17 protein-coding genes and 1 pseudogene are annotated in these 19,536 nt (G+C 75.3%); 9 read left to right on the forward strand and 9 right to left on the reverse strand.

Annotated elements, in window-relative coordinates; genetic code table 11:
- The first annotated feature begins 888 nt into the window (after positions 1-888).
- The gene (locus IPL61_21300; GenBank protein ID MBK9033769.1) at positions 889-2,415 is read left to right on the forward strand and encodes a hypothetical protein; all 1,527 of its coding nucleotides are present in this window, start codon (positions 889-891) and stop codon (positions 2,413-2,415) included.
- A gap of 140 nt (positions 2,416-2,555) precedes the next feature.
- Here IPL61_21300 and IPL61_21305 read toward each other — a convergent pair whose 3' ends face one another.
- From IPL61_21305 to IPL61_21320, 4 genes are all read right to left on the reverse strand, one after another.
- A complete protein-coding gene (locus IPL61_21305) occupies positions 2,556-2,810 on the reverse strand; it encodes a hypothetical protein (protein MBK9033770.1) in 255 nt (84 codons plus the stop codon).
- Between the two features lie 358 nt (positions 2,811-3,168).
- Positions 3,169-4,299, reverse strand: a complete 1,131-nt coding sequence (locus IPL61_21310; GenBank protein ID MBK9033771.1) for a c-type cytochrome — start codon at positions 4,297-4,299, stop codon at positions 3,169-3,171.
- 266 nt (positions 4,300-4,565) lie between these two features.
- Positions 4,566-5,468, reverse strand: a complete 903-nt coding sequence (locus IPL61_21315; protein MBK9033772.1) for a sterol desaturase family protein — start codon at positions 5,466-5,468, stop codon at positions 4,566-4,568.
- 2 nt (positions 5,469-5,470) lie between these two features.
- On the reverse strand, positions 5,471-6,115 hold the full coding sequence (locus IPL61_21320; GenBank protein MBK9033773.1) for a TetR/AcrR family transcriptional regulator: 645 nt from the start codon (positions 6,113-6,115) through the stop codon (positions 5,471-5,473).
- Positions 6,116-6,210: 95 nt separating this feature from the next.
- Here IPL61_21320 and IPL61_21325 point away from each other — a divergent pair, with 95 nt between their 5' ends.
- From IPL61_21325 to IPL61_21350, 6 genes are all read left to right on the forward strand, one after another.
- Complete coding sequence (locus IPL61_21325) at positions 6,211-7,719, forward strand: thioredoxin domain-containing protein (protein MBK9033774.1); 1,509 nt, start codon at positions 6,211-6,213, stop codon at positions 7,717-7,719.
- Positions 7,716-9,056 carry a glutathione-disulfide reductase gene (gene gor / locus IPL61_21330; protein ID MBK9033775.1) on the forward strand — a complete coding sequence of 447 codons (1,341 nt, stop codon included), beginning with the start codon at positions 7,716-7,718 and terminating at the stop codon, positions 9,054-9,056. Before IPL61_21325 ends, gor begins: the two co-directional genes overlap by 4 nt.
- 210 nt (positions 9,057-9,266) lie before the next feature.
- The gene (locus IPL61_21335) at positions 9,267-10,439 is read left to right on the forward strand and encodes a hypothetical protein (protein ID MBK9033776.1); all 1,173 of its coding nucleotides are present in this window, start codon (positions 9,267-9,269) and stop codon (positions 10,437-10,439) included.
- Positions 10,440-10,728: 289 nt separating this feature from the next.
- Positions 10,729-11,394: a TetR/AcrR family transcriptional regulator gene (locus IPL61_21340; GenBank protein MBK9033777.1), complete on the forward strand. Its 666-nt coding sequence runs from the start codon at positions 10,729-10,731 to the stop codon at positions 11,392-11,394.
- 9 nt (positions 11,395-11,403) lie between these two features.
- Positions 11,404-12,702 carry a radical SAM protein gene (locus IPL61_21345; protein MBK9033778.1) on the forward strand — a complete coding sequence of 433 codons (1,299 nt, stop codon included), beginning with the start codon at positions 11,404-11,406 and terminating at the stop codon, positions 12,700-12,702.
- A 162-nt stretch (positions 12,703-12,864) separates the two neighbouring features.
- Positions 12,865-13,581 carry a hypothetical protein gene (locus tag IPL61_21350; protein MBK9033779.1) on the forward strand — a complete coding sequence of 239 codons (717 nt, stop codon included), beginning with the start codon at positions 12,865-12,867 and terminating at the stop codon, positions 13,579-13,581.
- Between the two features lie 119 nt (positions 13,582-13,700).
- On the opposite strand, the gene IPL61_21355 is transcribed toward IPL61_21350, so the two are convergent.
- Both IPL61_21355 and IPL61_21360 read right to left on the reverse strand, forming a co-directional pair.
- On the reverse strand, positions 13,701-14,933 hold the full coding sequence (locus IPL61_21355) for a DUF2236 domain-containing protein (GenBank protein ID MBK9033780.1): 1,233 nt from the start codon (positions 14,931-14,933) through the stop codon (positions 13,701-13,703).
- A gap of 21 nt (positions 14,934-14,954) precedes the next feature.
- Complete coding sequence (locus IPL61_21360) at positions 14,955-15,857, reverse strand: hypothetical protein (protein ID MBK9033781.1); 903 nt, start codon at positions 15,855-15,857, stop codon at positions 14,955-14,957.
- A 535-nt stretch (positions 15,858-16,392) separates the two neighbouring features.
- Here IPL61_21360 and IPL61_21365 point away from each other — a divergent pair.
- Positions 16,393-17,088 carry a DUF4395 family protein gene (locus IPL61_21365; GenBank protein MBK9033782.1) on the forward strand — a complete coding sequence of 232 codons (696 nt, stop codon included), beginning with the start codon at positions 16,393-16,395 and terminating at the stop codon, positions 17,086-17,088.
- A 284-nt stretch (positions 17,089-17,372) separates the two neighbouring features.
- On the opposite strand, the pseudogene IPL61_21370 reads toward IPL61_21365, so the two are convergent.
- Positions 17,373-17,603: pseudogene (locus IPL61_21370) on the reverse strand (helix-turn-helix domain-containing protein).
- 202 nt (positions 17,604-17,805) lie between these two features.
- Between IPL61_21370 and IPL61_21375 the strand changes: the two are divergent.
- Positions 17,806-18,066: a hypothetical protein gene (locus IPL61_21375; GenBank protein MBK9033783.1), complete on the forward strand. Its 261-nt coding sequence runs from the start codon at positions 17,806-17,808 to the stop codon at positions 18,064-18,066.
- Between the two features lie 121 nt (positions 18,067-18,187).
- On the opposite strand, the gene IPL61_21380 is transcribed toward IPL61_21375, so the two are convergent.
- Complete coding sequence (locus tag IPL61_21380; GenBank protein ID MBK9033784.1) at positions 18,188-18,874, reverse strand: YggS family pyridoxal phosphate-dependent enzyme; 687 nt, start codon at positions 18,872-18,874, stop codon at positions 18,188-18,190.
- A complete protein-coding gene (gene maf, locus IPL61_21385; GenBank protein ID MBK9033785.1) occupies positions 18,871-19,458 on the reverse strand; it encodes a septum formation protein Maf in 588 nt (195 codons plus the stop codon). Before maf ends, IPL61_21380 begins: the two co-directional genes overlap by 4 nt.
- Between the last annotated feature and the right edge of the window lie 78 nt (positions 19,459-19,536).

Below are 19,536 nucleotides of genomic sequence, written 5' to 3' on the forward strand. Positions count from 1 at the left end.
CATGTGACTCCACCGTGGCGTGGGGCTAACTCGCCGTGACAACTAGGAGCCGGCGTCGGAACTGGGCATCCGGAACTGACGGCCCGAGGGAGCTGACGATCGGGTGAGGCCCGACAGCCCGGCGAGAGGCGGACGGAGCCGACGATCGGGTGAGGCCCGGAGGGCGCGGCGGGTTGGAGGCCGGAGCGGGACGCCGGAGCCGGAGCCGACCATCGGGTGAGGTCCGGAGCCCGGCGGGAGGCGGAGGGGCAGCCGATCGGGCGCGGGCCGAGCGCCCGGGTGTCAGCCGATCGGGAGCGGGCCGAGCGCCCGGGTGTCAGCCGATCGGGCGCGGGCCGAGCGCTCGGGTGTCAGCCGATCGGGCGCGGGCCGAGCGCCCGGGTGTCAGCCGATCGGGAGCGGGCCGAGCGCCCGGGTGTCAGCCGATCGGGCGCGGGCCGAGCGCTCGGGTGTCAGCCGATCGGGAGCGGGCCGAGCGCCCGGGTGTCAGCCGATCGGGCGCGGGCCGAGCGCCCGGGTGTCAGCCGATCGGGCGCGGGCCGAGCGCTCGGGTGTCAGCCGATCGGGAGCTGGGATCGGGAGCTGGCCCGCGCGTGCCGGGTGTCAGCCGATCGGGAGCTGGCCGCGCGTGCCGGGTGTCAGCCGATCGGGAGCTGGGATCGGGCTGGCCCGCGCGTGCCGGGTGTCAGCCGATCGGGAGCTGGCCGTGCGCCCGGGTGTCAGCCGATCGGGAGCTCGGGCCGGGCGCCCGGGTGTCAGCCGATCGGGAGCTCGGGCCGGGCGCCCGGGTGTCAGCCGATCGGGAGCGGGCCGCGGGCTGGGCCGGCGTCCGGGAGCTGAGATCGCGCTGAGACTGGATCGGGCGGGGTGGTCGGTACCGTTGGCCGCATGAGCAATCGCGCGCGAACGATCCTCGTCCTCACGGTCTCGATCCTCGCGACCCAGCCGGGGTGCCAGCAGTACCTCCAGGCCCGCGCTCGCAGGGCGTCCGACGCGAAGGAGGCGAAGCAGAAGAAGGCGCACGCCGAGGCCGAAGCCGAGTTCGAAGCGGCGTTCGACCCGGCGTTCGCGGCCGAGGACTACGCCGCGGCCGCGGCCACGTTCACGCCGGCCCGCGCCGCGGTCCTCGGTGACGCCGGCGTCTATCGGCGCGACCGGAGGAAGCTCTTGTACCGCATCCTCGAAGTGGCCGACGGCCTCTCCGGCGCTCATCGCTTCGTCGAGGCGCTGGCGGTGGTCGAGCTCGCGCCGCCGCTGGCAGCCGACGCCGACGACGAGCGCAGGATCGAGTGGTCGGCGAGCACCATCCGCGAGCGCGCCGGCGAGGTCACCGCCGCGTGGCGCGGCCTCCGCGCCAAGGTGGACGCCGACGTGGCCGCCGGGCGGTTCGCGACGGCGGCGGCGCGGCTCGCCTTGATGCCCAGCGGGGGGGATCCGGCGCAGACCGCCGAGGCCGAGGCCCAGCTGTGTGCGCTCGTCGATCGCGTGGCGGCGACCTACCTGCGCCGCATCTTCGTGACCACCGGGGACGGGGATCGGGCGCTGCTCGCCAAGATGATGGCGAGCGTTCGCGCGGGTCGCTACGGCGCCGCGGTCGAGCTCGTCGATCGCGCGGACGCGGCCGACGTCGTGATCACGGTCGGCCTGGCCGCCGAGCGGCTCGAGCAGTCGACGGCGGCCACGACCCGCACCGGCCGCTACGTCTCGGGCTCGAGGCTGCAAGCCAACCCCAAGATCAAGTCGCTGCAGAAGGACATCGAGCAGCTCACCGGCGACGTCGCGAGCAAGGAGCGCTCGATCGCGCGGATCCGCTGCAGCGGCGAGTGCCGGTCGCGCGTCGCCGAGCAGGATCAGCTCGCGCGGATCCGCGAGCGCCTGCGCGGCAAGCAGCAGGACCTGGCGCGCCAGCCCGCGCAGGTGAACGCCCCGGTCGAGGCCGAGCTGAGCTACCCGGTCCGCGTCCACACCTCGACGCTGCACCAGGTCGTGCTCATCGACGCGAAGCCCAAGCGCGGCAAGGCCACCTCGTCACGCCCGGACATGACGCGCGTCTCGACCAGCGAGGAGCACGACGCGGTGGCGCAGCTCGGGATCGCCGCGGCGCGCCCGACCCGCCCCGACGTCGACGCGATGCGCGGCGCGCTGCACGCCCAGATCGTCCAGGACTCGCCGTACGTCGTCCACAACAACCTCGAGGCGCGGAACCAGGCGCTGGGCGAGCGGGTCCAGGCCGCGACCGGCGCCGAGCGCGCCGAGCTGATCGCCACCTGGATGGCGCTCAACCCGAGCTCGAACCAGGACGTCCTGAAGTTCAGCGACGACGAGCTGACCAAGCTCCTGGGGCTCCCGCCTGGCGCCGCCAGGACCCTGGCGCGCCGCACCACGGCGTGCTGGGCGCAGGGCGCGCGCCCGTGACGCGCTGACGTCGAGCGTTCCCCGGCGTCGCGGGCGATCGGTCAGTCGCGGAGATGCTCGGGATCGACGAGGCGCGCGCTCATGGGGATCGCTCGTGGTGCGTGGTGCGCGCGGTCGTGCGTCCTCGACGCTGGCGCGGTTCACTCGCCGGCGTAGCGCCGGGCGGCGGCGACGATGTCGTCGGGAGCGGGGCCGCGGTCGAGGTCGTGGAGCTCGGCGCGGCCGAGCTCGGTGCCGTCGGCGGCCATGACGGTGACGGTGTCGCCGGCGGCCTCGTCGAAGCGGTAGGTCACGTCGAGGCCGAGCGCGCCGAGCTGGGTCGCGAGGTCGCTGCCGCGCAGCGCCTGCTCGGCCTTGTCTTGCTGGCCGCGCGGCGAGTCCATCACGTAGGACATCCGGCCGTAGACCAGCTCGACCGCGGACGCCGCCGCCGGTGCGTCGTCGGTCGCGGGCGCGGCGGTCGTGGTCCCGGCGGACGCGGGCGGCCGGGCGGGCCGCCGCAGGCAGCGAGCGACAGCGAGCAGAGCATCGTGGCGAGGAGGCGCATGGCGACGATCCTCGCACGTGGAGGTCGCGGGCGGGGGCGTTGACGGCCGTCGCTACGCGCGGTCGCGCGGCGCGGCCCGTGGGCCGGCGGGCGTCGCCCGATCCGTTCCGCCCGCGATCACCGGGCTCGTCGCACCTCGGGTCGTCATCGGGCGAGGTGTCGGGGATGGGCCAGGCGAGCGACCTGCGTGATCCCGGCGCGGCCACTCACCGCGGCGGCGGCGGCGACGGCGGCTTGGCGATCGGCTGCTTGGCGGCGGTGCCCTCGACCGGGTAGCCCTGCTGGTGCCAGAACAGGATGCCCTCGTCGAGCACCGCGGTGTGCTTGTAGCCGCGGGCGCGGAGCGCGTCGACGATCTCGCCCGACGCGTGGTGCGGGCACGCGCAGTACGCGACCACCCAGGTGTCGTCGTTGGGGATCGCGGCCAGGCCGGCCAGCTCGTAGTGCGGCACCGAGATCGCGCCGGGGATGCGGAGCGAGAGCCAGTCGGACAGCGGCCGCGCGTCGACGATCACGATCTTCTTCTTGGCGGCCAGCGCCGCCTTGACCTGGGCCGCGGGCACGAACCGGTCGTCGCGCAGCGTGAAGGTCGGGTGCTTGCCCTTGGGGTTGATCACGACCGGCCCCGACGGGATCGGGTCGGGCGGCGGCGGCGGCTGGGGCGGCGGCGGCTGCACCGCCCAGGCGCGCAGGTGCGCGACCAGATCGTCGATCTGCTGCGCGCTCAGCAGCGCGCCGAACGACTCCATCGGCGTGCCCGGCCGGCCGCGCACGATCGCGTCGCGGATGAACGCGTCGGACGCGAGCGCCAGGAACACCGGGTGGCCGAGCTGGATCGCCTCGGCGCGCACCAGCCGATCGCCGTGGCACTTCTGGCAGGTCGCGGTGTAGAGCGCGGCGCCGGCGATCGCGTCGCCCTTGCCGGTGACCGGCGGCGGCGGCCGGTACGGCGGCCGGCCGTGGCGCAGCCAGGCGATCATGTCGGCGATGTCGCCGTCGGACAGCGGCCCGCCCAGGTCCTTGCCGTAGCCGGCCATCGGCGAGTTGGGGCGGCCCAGCTCGATCGAGCGCGCGATGAACGCGTCGTCGGCGCTCTCGAGGAACTGGTCGGTCACCAGCGACGGGGCGTGGTCGGCGACGTAGCCCTTGGCCTCGGGGCCGTGGCACAGCGCGCAGTACTTCTGGAACGCGGCGCCGCCGCGCGCGACCCGCGGATCGATCGGCGGCGTCGGCGCGCCGGCGTCGCGCGCCGGCGGGGGCGGCGGGGTCGGGGCGCCGCTCGAGCGCGAGCTGCAGGCGACGACGAGGGTGAGGAGCGAGGCTAGGACGACGCGCACGCGCGCATTCTGTCATAGGCCCGGCAGGGGCGCTCGCGGGGCGGGATCCTGGCTGTCGACGCGCACCTCGGCGGCGGGCTCGCCGCGGCCGTCGGGTCAGACGCCCGGCAGGGGCGCGCGCGTCGCGGGATCCTGGCTGTCGACGCGCACCTCGGCGGCGGGCTCGCCGCGGCCGTCGGGTCAGACGCCCGGCAGGGGCGCGCGTCGCGGGATCCCGGCGGTCGGCGCGCACCTCGGCGGCGGGCTCGCCGCGGCCGGCCGTCGGGTCAGACGCCCGGCAGGGGCGCGCGCGTCGCGGGATCCTGGCTGTCGGCGAGCACCTCGGCGGCGGTCTTGCCGCGGCCGTCGTGGCGCCAGCCCGGCGGGCGGAACAGGTAACCGAGCGCGGCCCGCAGGGTCGGCGCGCGCCGGGCGTCCCGCGCCATCGCGATCCACTCGTGGAACGCGATCACGTGCAGCTTGAAGCTCTTGATGTTCTCGGTGAGGCCGTAGACCACGCGGGCGCGCTCGGGCTCGAACGTGCCGAACAGGCGATCCCAGATGATCAGGATGCCGCCGTGGTTGCGGTCGAGGTACTCGGGGTTGGCGCCGTGGTGGACGCGGTGGTGCGAGGGCGTGTTGAAGATGAACTCGATCGGCGCCGGCAGCTTGGCGATGGCCTCGGTGTGGATCCAGTACTGGTAGAGCAGGCTGATCGCCTGCTGCACGAGCACCATCCACGGCGCGAAGCCCAGGAGCGGCAGCGGCAACCAGAACAGCGGCCCGGTCAGCGGCGTGGTCCACGACTGCCGCAGCGCCGTCGACAGGTTGTAGTGCTGGCTCGAGTGGTGGTTGACGTGGGCCGCCCACAGGAACCGGATCTCGTGGCTGGCGCGGTGGAACGCGTAGTAGCAGAGGTCCTCGGCGAAGAACAACAGCACCCAGGTCCACCACACGTTGGGCAGGGTCGCGACCCGGTACTGGTAGAGCCAGATCATCAGCGCCAGCGACACGAGCTTGGTGAACGCCGCGATGATCACGTTGCCGACGCCCATGCCGAGCGACGCGAGCGTGTCCTTGGTCGCGTAGCCGACGATGCGCGCGTCGTCGGTCCGGCGCCGCGCCCACGCCAGCTCGATGAGCAAGGTCACGAGGAAGATCGGGATGGCGGCGTAGATCAGGACTGACATGCTCAGGCCTTCCTTCCGGTCGGGCGGCGCCCGAGCTCGCGCCGGGCCAGGCGCTCGAGGAACGCGAGGTGGACGATCTCCGCGTCGGGGTCGGGCGAGAACAGGCCGATCGCCGCGCCCTGCATGGCGTAGACGATCGCCAGCACGGCGTCGTCGAACTCGGGGTTGGCCGCGGCCGCGGCCGGGAACAGCCGCCGCGCCTCGGCCAGGAGCAGCGCCTGGTGGCGCTCGAGCACCGGCCCGAGCGCGCGCGCGAGCGTGGGCTCGGTCCGGGCCGCGACGTAGATCTCGAGCACGACCCGCATGTCGGGCAGGCGGAACACCCGCCACAGCGCCGCGCACGCCGACGCCAGCGGATCGGCGGGGCGCGCCGGCCCGAGGTCGGCGGCGAACGCCAGGCGCAGATCGGCGAGGATCGCCTCGGTCACCGCGATCAAGAGGTCGGTCTTGTGCGGGAAGTGGCGGAACAGCGAGCCCTGGGCGACCTGGGCGCGGGTCGCGACCGCGGCGGTGGGCGCGCCGGCCAGGCCGTGCTCGCCGAGGAGCGCGCGGGCGGCGGCGATGAGCTGGGCCCGCGTGCGGATCGCGCGGGCCTGGCGCGCGGGCGCCAGCGGACGCAGGGTGCGGCGGGTGCGGGTCGCGACCACGACCCGACCGTACCAGAAAGAAAGTGACTGGTCACTCACTTTTTACCGAGGGCCGGCCACGTGCGCCGGCCTGGGCCGCGCGATAGCCTGCGCAGGTGCGCTCCCTCTGCTCGCTGATCCTGGTCGCCCTCGCGGCCGTGGTGGCGGCGTCGCCGGCCGCCGCCGGCCCGGGGTTCGACCCCGACGCCATCTACGCGGTGACCCTCGACGACGCGCCCCGGCGCGGCCCGGCCGACGCGCCGGTGACGATCGTCGAGTTCTCGGACTTCGCGTGCGGGTACTGCAACCGCGCGCAGGGCGTGCTCCGCCACCTCGAGCGTCAGTACCCCGGGCAGATCCGCTGGGTCTTCCGGACGCTGCCGCTCGACGAGGACACCGGCACGCTGGCGTCGGAGGCGGCGCTGGCGGCGGCGCGCCAGGGGCGGTTCTGGCCGATGCACGATCGCCTGTTCGCGGTCCACGGTCGGGTCGATCGGGCCGCGGTCGAGCTGATCGCGGTCGACCTCGGGCTCGACCTGGCGCGGTTCCGCGACGAGCTCGACAGCGGGCGGGCGCGCGCGGCGGTGCTGGCCGACCTGGCGGTCGGGCGCGGGCTCGGCATCACCGGCACGCCGGCGTTCTTCATCAACGGCCGCGCCATCGCCGGCGCCGCGCCGCTGTCGACGTTCCTGCGCGTGGTCGGCGAGGAGCTGGTCCGCAGCCGCGACCTCGGCGGCGCCGGTGATCGCTACGCCCAGCTCACCGCTGGCGGGCGGACCGTGGCCGACAGCGGCGCGCCGCCGCCGCAGGCCGCCGTGCTGTCGGAGCAGGACAGCTACCGCATCGGGCTCGGGCTGCCCGGCCACCGGCGCGGACCCGACGATGCGGCGGTGACGATCGTGGTCTGGAGCGACTTCCTGTGTCCGTACTGCGCCAACCAGGCCCCGATCCTCGACGGGCTCGTGGCCGCGCACCCGCGCGACGTGCGGCTGGTCTACCGGCACCTGCCGCTGATCATGCACGTCGGCGCCGAGCTCGCGGCCGAGGCCGCGGTCGAGGCCGGGCGCCAGGGCAAGTTCTGGGCGTTCCACGATCAGCTGTTCGCGGCCAGCAAGGGCGGCCTGCCGCGCGACGTCCTGCTCGAGCGCGGCAAGCTGGCCGGGCTCGACGTCGCGGCGCTGGCCGCGGCGCTGGCCGATCACCGCCACCGCGACGTGGTCGCCGCCGACGCGGCCGCGGCGCTGTCGCTCGGCGCCAACGGGACGCCGACCTTGTTCGTCAACGGCCGGGCGCTGCCGGGCATGGTCGATCGCGACGAGCTCGAGTCGGTGATCGCGGTCGAGCTCGAGCGCGCGCGGTCGCTCGTCGCGCGCGGGGTCGCGGCCGGCGACGTCTACGGGGTGATCGGCCTGGGCGCCGACCACGTCGAGCACGGCGATCCGCGCCAGCTCGCGCGCACCGGCCTGCGGATCGAGCCAGGGACCGTCGAGCGGGCGCGCATGGTGATCGCGGCCTGCCGCGCCCGCGATCGCGACGACGCCCGGGCGCTGGCGGCGCGGCTGCGGGGCCCCGAGGCCGCGCTGGCCCAGGGCGTGTGCGCCGATCGCGGGATCGATCTGCCATGACCGACGTCGACGTCGACCTGTTCGTGATCGGCGGCGGCTCCGGCGGCGTCCGGGCCGCGCGCATCGCCGCGACCCACGGCGCGCGGGTGGCGATCGCCGAGGAGCACCGCTGGGGCGGCACCTGCGTGATCCGCGGCTGCGTGCCCAAGAAGCTCCTGGTCTACGCCAGCGAGTTCGCGCACGCGTTCGACGACGCGCGCGGGTTCGGCTGGGAGGTCGGCCCGGTCCGCCACGACTGGGCGGCGCTGATCGCCGCCAAGGACCGCGAGATCGCCCGGCTGTCGGGCCTGTACCAGGGCAACCTCGAGCGCCACGGCGTCGTGCGCCACGACGGCCGCGCCACGCTGGTCGACGCGCACACGGTCGCGATCGGCGGCGCGCGCGTGCGGGCCGGGCACATCTTGATCGCCACCGGCGGCCGGCCGGTGCGGCCCCGCATCCCCGGGGCCGAGCTGTTCATCACCTCGGACGAGGCGTTCCACCTGCCGACCTTGCCGGCGCGGATCGCGATCGTCGGCGGCGGCTACATCGGCGTCGAGTTCGCGCACATCTTCCGCGGCCTCGGCGCCGAGGTGACGCTGATCCACCGGCGCGATCGGGTGCTGGCCGGGTTCGACGACGATCTCCGCGACGCGGTCGAGGCCGGCCTGGCTCGGGCCGGCGTGGTCGTGCGGGCGGGCGGTGAGCCGCGCGCGGTCCGGCGCGCGGCCGACGGCGCGATCGTGCTCGAGCTCGACGGCGCCGAGGTCGTCGCCGACGTGGCGATGGCCGCGACCGGGCGCGCGCCCCACACCGCCGGGCTCGGGCTCGAGGCGGCCGGGGTCGCGGTCGACGCGCGCGGCGCGATCGCGGTCGACGCCTGGAGCCAGACCTCGGCGCCGAGCGTCTACGCGGTCGGCGACGTCACCGGCCGGGTCGCGCTGACGCCGGTCGCGATCCGCGAGGGCCACGCGTTCGCCGACACGGTCTTCGGCGGCAAGGCGATCAAGATCGACCACGAGCTGATCGCGACCGCGGTGTTCGCGCAGCCGGCGGCGGCGGCGGTCGGGCTGTCCGAGGCCGCCGCGATCGCGCGCGGCCACGACGTCCAGATCTACGCCACCAAGTTCCGGCCGATGAAGCACACGATGACCGGCCGGGGCGATCAGGTGTTCCTGAAGCTGGTGGTCGATCGGGTCACCGGCGTGGTGCTGGGCGTACACATGGTCGCGGCCGAGGCGCCGGAGATCATCCAGGCGGTCGCGATCGCCGTGACGATGGGCGCGACCAAGGACGACTTCGATCGGACCTTCGCGGTCCACCCGACCGCGGCCGAGGAGCTGGTGCTCCTGCGCTAAGGGCCCGCGCGTGAACAAGTCGATCGAGGATCGCGGACGAGGCGCCCGGATGGCAAGGCGACGGCGAGGACCGGAGGGGAGCGTCCTCGTTGGACGTGACCCGAGGACCGGAGCCGGCAACGCAGCCAGCCGGGATGGATCGGCCGCGAGACCGACCGAGTTGTTCACGCGCGGGCCCTAACCTTCGGGGGCGCGCGGGGTCATGGTCGCATGCGGAGATCGAGCTCAGGCCGAGGTCGCGTGGTGGTCGCGGTGGCGCTGGCGGGCGTGGTGACGCTGGCGTGCAGCGGCGGCGGGGCGGGCGCGATCGACGCGGCGGTCGACGCGGCCGACGCGACGGTCGACGCGGCGCCCGACGCCGCCCCGGTGGTCGTCGACACCGGCTCGGTCTTCTTGCCCGACTGCCGGGCCTTCAACCGTCGGTGCGAGGGCGCCGACGCGCAGGATCCGGCGTGCGGCGCGTGCCAGTACCGGGTCCGCTACCGCGCCGATGTGTGCACGCCGACACGGCCGTGCGACGACCTGTTCCTGTACTGGCCGGCGTTCACGTGCGACCACCCGGGCCTCGCCGACGCGACCGCGGCGCTGCTGACCTCGCATCCAGGGTTCGTGATGCTGTGCGTGCAGCCGATCTACCCGGGCGAGGTCCTGCCGGCGTCGCTGGGCGCGCCCGAGCGCGACGACCGGGCGGTGACCGCGGCGCTGGCGCGCCTGCGCCCGGGCGGCGACCTGGCGGTGTGGACCGGCGCCAACCTGCTGATGGGCGGCTGCAGCATGGGCGCGACCCGCTATCCGGTCGTGGCCGCGCGCTACCCCGACGACGCGCGCTGGCTCGGCAGCGCCAAGACCGGCGTGTGCATGAGCGACGGCGTCGTCGACGTCGCCGCGCAGGATCGGTTCGTCGGCGCCGGCACCGGCCCGTCGTGCGCCGCGCGCCACGACCGCGTCGCCCACGGGTACACCGTCGCGACGCCGACGCCGGGCCACGCGTGCAGCGCCAGCGCCGGCGGCCAGTGCGCGTGCGACCCCGCCCACGCGGCGCTCGCCTACCCGGGCGACTGCGCCGACGGCGACTGCGTCGGCTTCGACTCGATCGTCCGCGCGAGCGCCGCCGGCGTCGAGTTCGCGCCCGGCGTCGACGCCGCGGCGTTCGCGGTGCCCCACTGGAAGCTGTTCACCGAGGGCGACGCCTGGGCCGGCGACCTCGCCAGCCGGTGCGAGCGCGACGTCGTGCCGGCCGCGCCGCTGACCGGGCTGTGCGCGCTGCTCGACGCCGATCCCGACCACGACTGCACGATCGTGCACGTCCCCGACGCGCCCCACTGCAGCTACTACAACACCCACCTCGGCGAGCAGTGCCTGGACTGGTTCGCCGGGCTCTAACCCCAGGGCTCACCTGTGTTGGCCCGCTGCGCTGCGCCTCCTGCGCGATCTCGTCGTTGCGTACTCGCCGGGTACACCCGGTACCGGTCGCCGCCGCGCCTCGACCTCGAGCAAGATGCTGTCCGGATCGAGCGCAACCCAGGTGAGCCCTGGGTCAGGGCCGCCGTCGGCCGAGCCTGATCGCGGCCCGCTCGGGCAGGGCGGCGCGGACCGCGTCGGGCAGGTCACGCCGCGCGTGCGGCGATCTGCCGCGTTGTGGATCGTTCGATGACTCAGTATCAGTGACCTTGTGTCATCGAAGAAGCAGCCGCCCGCGCCGCGCACCCGCCAGACCCAGAAGGCCGCCACCCGGGCGACGCTCGCGGCCGCGGCCCGGCGCTGCTTCGCCGAGCACGGCTTCGCCGCGACGCAGATCGGCGACATCGCCAAGGCCGCCGGCGTCGCGCACGGCACGTTCTACGTCCACTTCGCGTCCAAGGAGCAGGTCTGCGACGAGCTGCTCGACGAGCTCAACCAGGCGCTGGTCGGCGAGCTCGAGGCGGCGTGGGGCCCGGGCGCGCTGGCCGATCCGACCCGGACCGCGCGCCGGCTCGCCGAGATCTGCCTGGATCGCTGGCGCGCCGATCGCGACCTGGTCGCCGCGTTCGCCGAGCGCGCCGGCCTCGACGGTCGCCTCGATCAGCTGCGCGACGGCATCAACCCGCCGGTGGCCCGCTTCCTGGGCGCGCGGATCGCGACCCTGGCCGCCGCGGTCGGCGCCAAGGTCCGGCAGCCCGAGCTCCTGGCCCACGCGCTGCTCGGCATGTGGACCCGGGTCGGCCTCCAGTACCTGTTCGGCGCCGGCGTCTCGCGCAAGCAGGCCGCCGAGTTGCTCGCCACCTTGTCGATCGGCGCGCTCGGCGCCGCCATCCCCGAGCTCGGCCGCGCCCTCGCGCGGACGCCCGCCCAACGCTGAGAGGATCTCATGACCGCGCCCGCGCTCCGCACCTCGCTCCCGCTCGCCGGCGACGCGCCCTGGCGCGCCTTCGCGACCCCGTCGTCGCTGCCGGCGTTCCGCCGCTACGTCCCGCGGCCCGGCCACCCCGACTGGGTCCGGCTCGACGCCGAGGCCCGGGCCCTGGTCGACGCGCTCCGGCCGGGGCTGGCGCCGCCGCGGCGCGGCCGGGCCGAGGTCCGTCGGCGGGCCCGGAGCTGGCGCACCGCCGCGAGCAACTACCTCGTCAACCGTCGCCGGGCGCGGGCCGGCCGCGAGGACCTGCGGCCGCTGTACTTCATCTGGACCACGCTCCGGCCGTGCAACTTCCGCTGCACCTACTGCGACGACCACCAGGGGGCGCGCTACCCCGAGCTCGACGGCCACGGCAAGCTCGACACCGCCGGCGGCCGCCGGCTGCTCGAGGTGATGCGGACCCGCACGCCGAGCGTGTACTTCGCCGGCGGCGAGCCGACCCTGCGCAAGGATCTGCCGGCGCTCGCGCGCGCGGCGCGCGACCTCGCGTACTACCCGATCGTCGTCAACACCAACGGCAGCCTGCTGCACCAGCTCTTGCCGCAGCTGGCGTGGTCGACGTTCCTGGCCGACGTCGACATCCTCGTGGTCAGCGTCGACGCGCTCGACCTGGCGACGCTGGCGCCGATGTGGCGGACCCGCCACCCCGAGGACGTCCTGCGCAACCTGCTGGCGCTGCGCGCGCTGGCCGCCGAGCAGCGGGTCAAGCTGATGGTCAACTGCGTGATCCAGGCCGGCCTGATCGACGAGGCCCGCGCGGTCGCCGACCTCGCCGACGATCTCGGCGTCTGGTTCTGTCCGGTGCCGCGCAACGTCGGCCCGCGGATCGATCCGGCGGTGCTGGCCGATCCGGCCTACGCGCCGTTCGTCGACGAGCTGATCGCGCGCAAGCGCGCCGGCGCCCGGATCGCCGGCTCGCCGCGGATGCTCGCGCGCCTGCTGCGGGCGGCGCCGCTCGACTGCCGGACCACGCTCAAGCCCCACGTCGATCACGACGGCCGGCTGGCGTGGCCGTGCAAGGCGACGATCGCGACCGCGCCGGTGGCGCTCGACGTGCTCGCGTTCGAGCACGTCGACGACCTCTACGCCGCCGCGACCGCGCAGATCGATCCGACCGGCTTCCACGGGCCCGGCCCGGGCCAGTGCGGCGGCGACTGCAACTGGGCCCAGAACTACACCACCGACGAGTACGCCCACGGCCTGGCCCACCCGCTGCACCTGCTCGGCGAGCTCCGGGCGTTCGTGCGCCGATGACCGCGCGCCAGGCCCGACCGGCATGGACGCCTGGGCGATCCGGTTGGTGACGCCGCCCCCGGCGCGCGTCTCCAGGTCGGCGATCGCGCGTTCGCGATCGACGCCGGGGCGATCGTCGTCGTCAGCGTCGCGATCTGCGTCGCGTCCGACCAGCTCGCGCTGATGACCGCGCTGGTCCCGGCGGTGATCGCCGCGCGGTTCGCGCTGCTGGCCGCGGTGCCGCGGGGGCGGCGCGCGCTCGGGCTCCCGGCCGAGGCCGTCTTCTTCGCGCTGTGCACCGTGGTCGGCGCGGTCAACGACTGGAACAGCGTCACCCGCCACCGCGTCTACGACTACCGCGTGCCGGTCGACCTCCCGAGCGTCAGCACGATCCCGCTGTGGATGTTGCTCTACTGGGGGCTGGTCCTGCGGTTCCTCGCGACCTTGTTCCGGTGGCGCCGCCTCGCGCTGCCACCGCCCGCAGCCGCGCACCCGGGCGCGCGGATCGCGGTGCTCCTGGCCTTGGTCGTGATCACCCGCCAGGCGGTCTACCGGACCTTCGCCGATCCGGTGTGGTCGTGGCTGCCGTTCGCGCTGGCGATCGCGGTCGCGGTGATCGCGCTGCGGCCCGGGCGCGCGCGCTTGCTCGTGCTGGCGGGGTTCGTGGTCGTCGGGCCGCTGGTCGAGGTGCTGTACATCCAGCTCGGGCACCTGCACGCCTACCACCTCGGCTGGCTGGGCGGCGTGCCGGTCTGGATCGCGCTGTGGTGGGGCCTCGCCGCGCTGGTCTGGGACGACCTGTCGCGCCGGCTCCAGACGCGGTTGCGGTCGGCCGCGCCCGGCGCGGGCCGCGCGGCCGGGGCGCAGGCCGGTCAACCGTCGAGGCTGATGGCGCGGTAGCCGATGGCCTCGACCCGCGCGAGCTTGGCGCGGTTGCGCGCGAGCCAGGTCCAGACCGGGTCGGTCTGGGACTCGGGGTTGGCACCCGGTCGGCGCGCTCGCGCGGAACCCGCGATCGATCAGCGCGTGAAGGTCTCGACCGGGCGGTACTCGGCCGCGCGATCGCCCATGTGCCGCGCGAACCAGCGGGCCCGGCGTCGACGCGCGATCCGATCGGCGACGTCGTCGAGCGGCGGCAGCGCCCGCCGCAGGGTCTCGGCCGCGAACGTCAGCGGCGCCGGCGCCAGCACCGCCAGCGGCCACAGCCCGGCCGGCGGCAGCTGGTTCGCGGCGTAGGCCGGCGGTGGCAGGAACACCCGGGTGAAGCCGCGGTGCAGCCCGTGGCTCCACCACGCGGCGGCGCGCGCGCGCCACGGGCCAGCCTCGGGAGGCGTGAACGCCTCGACGTACGACTGGCACAGCTGGCGACCGTCGGCCCCGGCGGCGCGCGCGCCCTTGACCATCGTGACGAACGCGAGCTGCCAGCAGGCGCGCACGGTCGTCGGGAACCAGCGCGGGCGCACGCCCATCAGGTGGCCGACGTAGCGCCAGAAGTGCAGCATCGCCTCGATGTCGGCGGTGGTCGGGCGGTAGCCGAGCACGCGCAGGGCGTAGCCGGGCGCGAAGCTGCCGCCGAGGATCGTCAAGAGCGCGTCGGCCTGGCTGATCGGCACGCCCCACGCGGCCGCGTCCCACTCGGGGTGCGCGGCCAGCCGCCGGCGCACGAACACGTGCATCATGCGCACGCGCAGCGCCGACGCGCGGCCGGCGGCGCCGGGCGCGAGGCCGCCGGGCTCGGACACCGCGATCCAGAACGCGACGGTCTCGAGGAAGCGGCGCCGGGTCGAGGCCCCGGCGTAGGCGCCGGTCAACGCCAGCGGCTTGGCCACCGAGTTCTCGGCGTAGCCGGCCAGCGTGATCGAGCCGGCGAACCGGAACATGTCGGCGCCGTAGCGCCGGAACACCTTGGCGCCGTGGGCCACGCGCGCGCGATCGAGCCACGGCGGATCGTCGTCGAGATCCGCGAACAGCGTGCGCAGCGACGCGGGCGCGTCGGCGGCGACGCCCGCGGTCAGGGCCTGCTCGAACTGGCGGCGACCGCCGGCGGGATCGCCGCCGAGGTAGAGCTCGTCGACGACGGCCTCGGCCAGCGGATCGGCGTCGTAGTACGCGGCCGCGAACGCGCGGACGACGTCGTCGGCCGGCGCCGGATCGAAGCCCAGGGCCACGCGGCCGAGCGCGCGCACGGCCCGGGCCCACGGGCGCGCGAGCTGGTCCCAGTAGCGGAACTCGGTCGGGGCCAGCGGCGCCATGGCGCGACTATGCCAGCGCGGTCACGGCGTCGGGAACCGCACGCGGCTGATCGTGAAGCGCGCCTTGCCGCAGGTCGGCTTCGGCGGCGGCGCGGGCCTGGCGCCTGGCGGCCGCGTCGGCTGGGCGGCCGGGGGCTTGGCCTTGGGCTTGGGCGGCGCCACGTCGAGGTAGACGTACAGGACGTCGCCGTGGGGCGGGGCGATCTCCTTGGTCCAGCGGCAGTCGCCGGCCACGACCTCGAGCGCGTGCTTGCCCGGCGCGATCGGGAGCAGGTCGCCGAGCCGCTGGCTGCCCTGCCCGTCGATGAGGACCCTGGCGCGGCCGAGCCAGCCGCTGCCGCTGACGACGACGTTGCCGTCGACTCGCGGCGGCGGGTTGAGGCTGAACGACTGGGTGCGCGCGAAGTCGACGTCGTGGACCAGCGAGCGGAACGAGATCGGCGTGAGCGCGTCGAACCGGTGCGGCCCCGGCGGCAGCTCGACGAAGATCGGGGCGGGGCCGGCCTGGCGCACGCCGTCGATGAAGATGACCGCGTCCTCGGCCTTGCTGGTGATGTCGACCTCGCCGGGCGTGGCCTCGAGCTGCGCCAGGATCTTCTCGACCTTGGCGCGATCGGGCGCGGCCGGCGCCTGCTTGAGGTAGTCGCGGTACGCGCGGGCGGCGCCGCGGATGTCGTGCTTGCGGCGCAGCACGTCGGCGAGGTTGAAGGAGACGCTCGGGTGGGGCGCGATCTTCGCGACGTAGCGGTAACGATCGATCGCGGTCGCGAGGTCGCCGGCCTGATCGGCGGCCTGGGCCTCGGCGAACGCGGTCCGCGCGGCCTCCTCGACCCGCGGCGGCAGCGGCGGCTCGTCGGCGCTGGCCGGCGCGGTCAGCGCGCCGAGCGTGATCGCGGTGAGGGCGAGGCGAGGGCAGCGCAGCACCGGTTGATGGTAGCCGATAGCGGCGCGGACGCCGCCTCCATCATCGCTCTTGCCAGGCCTGCGCGCGCCGCGGCCCCAGGCGCTGATCGCCGCGCCGCCTGGTGCGCCCGACGCGAGGCCTGCGCGCGCCGCGGCCCCTGGCGCTGATCGCCGCGCCGCCTGCGCGCGCCGCGGCCCCAGGCGCTGATCGCCGCGCCGCCCGCGCCGCGGCCCCTGGCGCTGAGCGCCGCGCCGCCTGCGCGCGCCGCGGCCCCCGGCGCTGATCGCCGCGCCGCCTGCGCGCGCCGCGGCCCCCGGCGCTGATCGCGGTGCCGCCAGGCGCGCGACGCCAGGCCTGCGCGCGCCGCGGCCCCCGGCGCTGATCGCCGTGCCGCCAGGCGCGCCCGACGCCAGGCCTGCGCGCGCCGCGACGCCCGGCGCTGATCGCCGCGCCGCTCGTCCGCGACGCCCCGGAGCCTTGCCGTGATTTCGGACGGTTGTCTGTTTTGATGGAAATCAGCCGTGATAGCGGACGGACGTCTGCTACGGTGCGGAGATGCAGCGCCGCGCCGACCCGTACCGCGACCTCGCCGTGATCGACAGCCGCGCGCCGCGGACCAACCAGACCATCGTCGCGATCGTCGCGTCGATCGCCGTCGCGACCGGCGCGTGGCCGCTGCTGGGGCTCCTCGCGCTGCAGCTCGCGATCGCCGTGCGGTTCGGGCGCCGCTACTGCCTGCCGTGTCGGCTGTACTTCGACGTGCTGCAGCCGCGCCTCGGCGAGGGGCCCCTCGAAGATTCACGCGCGCCGCGGTTCGCCAACATCATCGGCGCCGGCGTGCTGGCGATCGCGACCGGCGCCTACGCCGTCGGGCTGCCCACGGTCGGCGCGGCGCTGGGCCTGACGGTCGTGGCGCTGGCGACGGTGGCGGCGACCACCGGCCTGTGCGTCGGCTGCGAGCTGTACAAGATCAGCGCGCGCCTGCGCGGCGTGCGCGGGGGCGCGATCGATCGGGTCGATCTCGCCGGCCTCGGCGCGGACCCGGGCGCGACCGACGTGGTCGTCATGTTCACGCACCCGCTGTGCGGCGACTGCCAGCGCGTCCGTGCCGAGCTGGCCGCGAGCGGTAAGCCGGTGGTCTCGGTCGACGTGTCGCGCCGGCGCGACCTGGCCAAGAAGTACGGCGTGACCCTGGTCCCGCTGGCGGTCGCGGTCGATCCGTTCGGCGTGGTCACCGCCCGGCTGCACTGAGCGCCGGCGCAGCGCTCGCCGGCGCAGGGCGGCGCGTGCACCGCGGCGGACCGCGTCGGGGCCAGGCGGCGGTGATCGCTCGGAGCCGCGGTGACGTCAGCGCTGGCAGCGGCGCCGCAGGCAGGCTGGGCACGCTGGGCGAGCGTGGCTGCGCACGGACCGCGGCGGGGCCAGCGCCGCGGTGAACGCTCGGGGCCGCGGTGCCGTCGCCGATGGCGGCCGGGGCCAGCGGCGACGCGGACACGCTGGGCGAGCGCGGCGCGCGCGAACCACGTCGGGGCCAGCGCTTCGACCTCGGTGCTGATGGCGGTGGGTGAGGTCTTGGGCCGGCGCGACCGCTCACGGACCCCGCCCACGTCGCGGCCCGCGGCTTGATAGCGCTCGACCCAGGTGTACCCAGTCTGTCGGCTCACGCCGAAGCGCCGACAGAGCTCAGCCATGTTCACAAAGCCGCCCTCGGCCTCGTTCCACCGCCGCTCCCATTCGAGGACGAGCTTCGTCCGCTCCCTCGTCATGTCGGTCGCTTTTCAGGGCATCGACGACGGTCGCCCCCCTGATGAATGACGCGTCAAGGATGTCCGTGGGCGAGTGCCCCAGCCTGTCCAGGGTGTCCTCGGACCGACCTGTCAAGGATGTATCAGGGCTGTACCCCCCCACGACGCCCGGCGCGCGGGCTTGACGATTCGTTGCAAAATGCTATATATGCCATAATCAAAAATGAGCACATTGCGACGCCCCCGCACGCCGATCCAGCTCACGCTTGATCAGGCGCGTCGCCCGACCGGGCACGGCGGCTGGCGTCCGGGCGCCGGCCGCAAGAAGCGCAAGGGCAGCTGCGCGCACCTGCCGCGCGTGCGGTTTCCGGCGTCGGTGCCGGTGCACGTGACGCTCAAGGTCGTCGGCGGCCTGCCGTCGTTTCGACGCCCGCCGGCCGACCTGACGGCCGACGCCCGACGTGACGGCCGACGCCGGACGTGACACGCCGGCGCCGCGGCGGCCGCCGCCCGACGCGACGCCCGACGCGCCGCCCGACGCGCCGCCCGACAGCCGACGCGCCGCCCGACACCCGCCGGTGCGCGGTGCGCGGTGCGCGACTCGCCTACGCCGCGGCGGGGCGGTCGCCGAAGATCGCGGTGCCGATACGCACGAGCGTCGCGCCGCAGGCGATCGCGACCGCGAAGTCATGGCTCATGCCCATCGACAGGTGCGGCAGCGGCGCCGCGGCGGTGGCGAGGCGATCGCGCAGCGCCCGCAGCGCGGCGAAGTGCGGGCGCGCGTCCTCGGGATCGTCGGTGGGCGGCGGCATGGTCATGAGCCCGTCGACGCGCACGCCCGGGACGGCGCGCAGCGCGGCGATCAGGGCCGGGGCGTCGGCGACCGCCACGCCGCCCTTGGTCGCCTCGCCGGCGACGTTGACCGCGATCAGGATCGGCTGCACCGCGCCGGGCGCGACCCGCTTGCCCAGCTCGACGCCGAGCGCGAGGCTGTCGACCGCGTGGACGAGCGCCACTTGACCTGCGATCTGGCGGGCCTTGTTGCGCTGCAGCCGCCCGATGAAGTGCCAGCGCGGCTGCGTAGCGACGGCGGCCTGCTTGGCGACCAGCTCCTGCACGTAGTTCTCGCCGAGATCGGTGGCGCCGGCGGCGATGGCCGCGTCGAGCGCGGCCACCGGGTGCAGCTTCGAGACGGCGACGAGGGTGACCTCGTCGGCGCGCCGGCCGGCGGCGGCGCAGGCGGCGTCGACCGCGGCCCGGGTGGCGCGATAGCGCGCGGCGACGTCGGTCACGCGGGGTGCCCGAGCGCGAGGTGGACGGTCGCGGCGCCGGTCGCGCGCAGGAGCTCGACCACCTCGGCCAGCGGCAGGCCGGCGACGTTGGTGATCGAGCCGTGGACCGCGCGCACCAGCGCCGCGCCGATGCCCTGGATCGCGTAGGCCCCGGCCTTGCCCTGCCACTCGCCGCTGGCGACGTAGTCGGCGAGCACGTCGTCGTCGTAGGCGCACATCTCGACGTCGCTGGTGACCGCGAGCGCGTGGTGGCGCGCGCCCTTGCGCAGGACCACGGCGGTCGTGACCTGGTGGGTGTGGCCGCGCAGCTGCCGCAGCATCGCGGCGGCGTGATCGGCGTCGTCGGCCTTGCCGAAGATCGTGCCGGCGAGGATCACCGTGGTGTCGGCGGCGAGGACCCAGTCGTCGGCGGTCGAGATCGCGTCGGCCTTGGCGGCCGCGACGCGCTCGACGTACGCGCGCGCGGCCTCGCCGGGGTGGACCGACTCGTCGACGTCGGCGGGGCTGACCGCGAACGAGACGCCGACCCGGGCCAGCAGCTCGCTGCGGCGCGGCGATGCGGACGCGAGGATGAGCATGCGCACCTTATATACAGCCGCGGCGCGGCCGCCGATAGCCGGCCGAAACGGCGACGAGCGCCACGGTGGCGCTCGTCGAGGTTC

Source organism: Myxococcales bacterium (assembly GCA_016717005.1).
GTDB lineage: Bacteria > Myxococcota_A > Polyangia > Haliangiales > Haliangiaceae > UBA2376.

What these genes read in the sequence shown, in the direction of transcription:
- IPL61_21305 (MBK9033770.1), bottom strand. Translation starts at nt 2,810, where the DNA reads ATGTCCTACGTGATGGACTCGCCGCGCGGCCAGCAAGACAAGGCCGAG.
- IPL61_21335 (MBK9033776.1), top strand. Translation starts at nt 9,267, where the DNA reads ATGCGGAGATCGAGCTCAGGCCGAGGTCGCGTGGTGGTCGCGGTGGCG.
- IPL61_21350 (MBK9033779.1), top strand. Translation starts at nt 12,865, where the DNA reads ATGACCGCGCTGGTCCCGGCGGTGATCGCCGCGCGGTTCGCGCTGCTG.
- IPL61_21375 (MBK9033783.1), top strand. Translation starts at nt 17,806, where the DNA reads ATGAGCACATTGCGACGCCCCCGCACGCCGATCCAGCTCACGCTTGAT.
- IPL61_21355 (MBK9033780.1), bottom strand. Translation starts at nt 14,933, where the DNA reads ATGGCGCCGCTGGCCCCGACCGAGTTCCGCTACTGGGACCAGCTCGCG.
- gor (MBK9033775.1), top strand. Translation starts at nt 7,716, where the DNA reads ATGACCGACGTCGACGTCGACCTGTTCGTGATCGGCGGCGGCTCCGGC.
- IPL61_21300 (MBK9033769.1), top strand. Translation starts at nt 889, where the DNA reads ATGAGCAATCGCGCGCGAACGATCCTCGTCCTCACGGTCTCGATCCTC.
- IPL61_21365 (MBK9033782.1), top strand. Translation starts at nt 16,393, where the DNA reads ATGCAGCGCCGCGCCGACCCGTACCGCGACCTCGCCGTGATCGACAGC.
- IPL61_21315 (MBK9033772.1), bottom strand. Translation starts at nt 5,468, where the DNA reads ATGTCAGTCCTGATCTACGCCGCCATCCCGATCTTCCTCGTGACCTTG.
- IPL61_21345 (MBK9033778.1), top strand. Translation starts at nt 11,404, where the DNA reads ATGACCGCGCCCGCGCTCCGCACCTCGCTCCCGCTCGCCGGCGACGCG.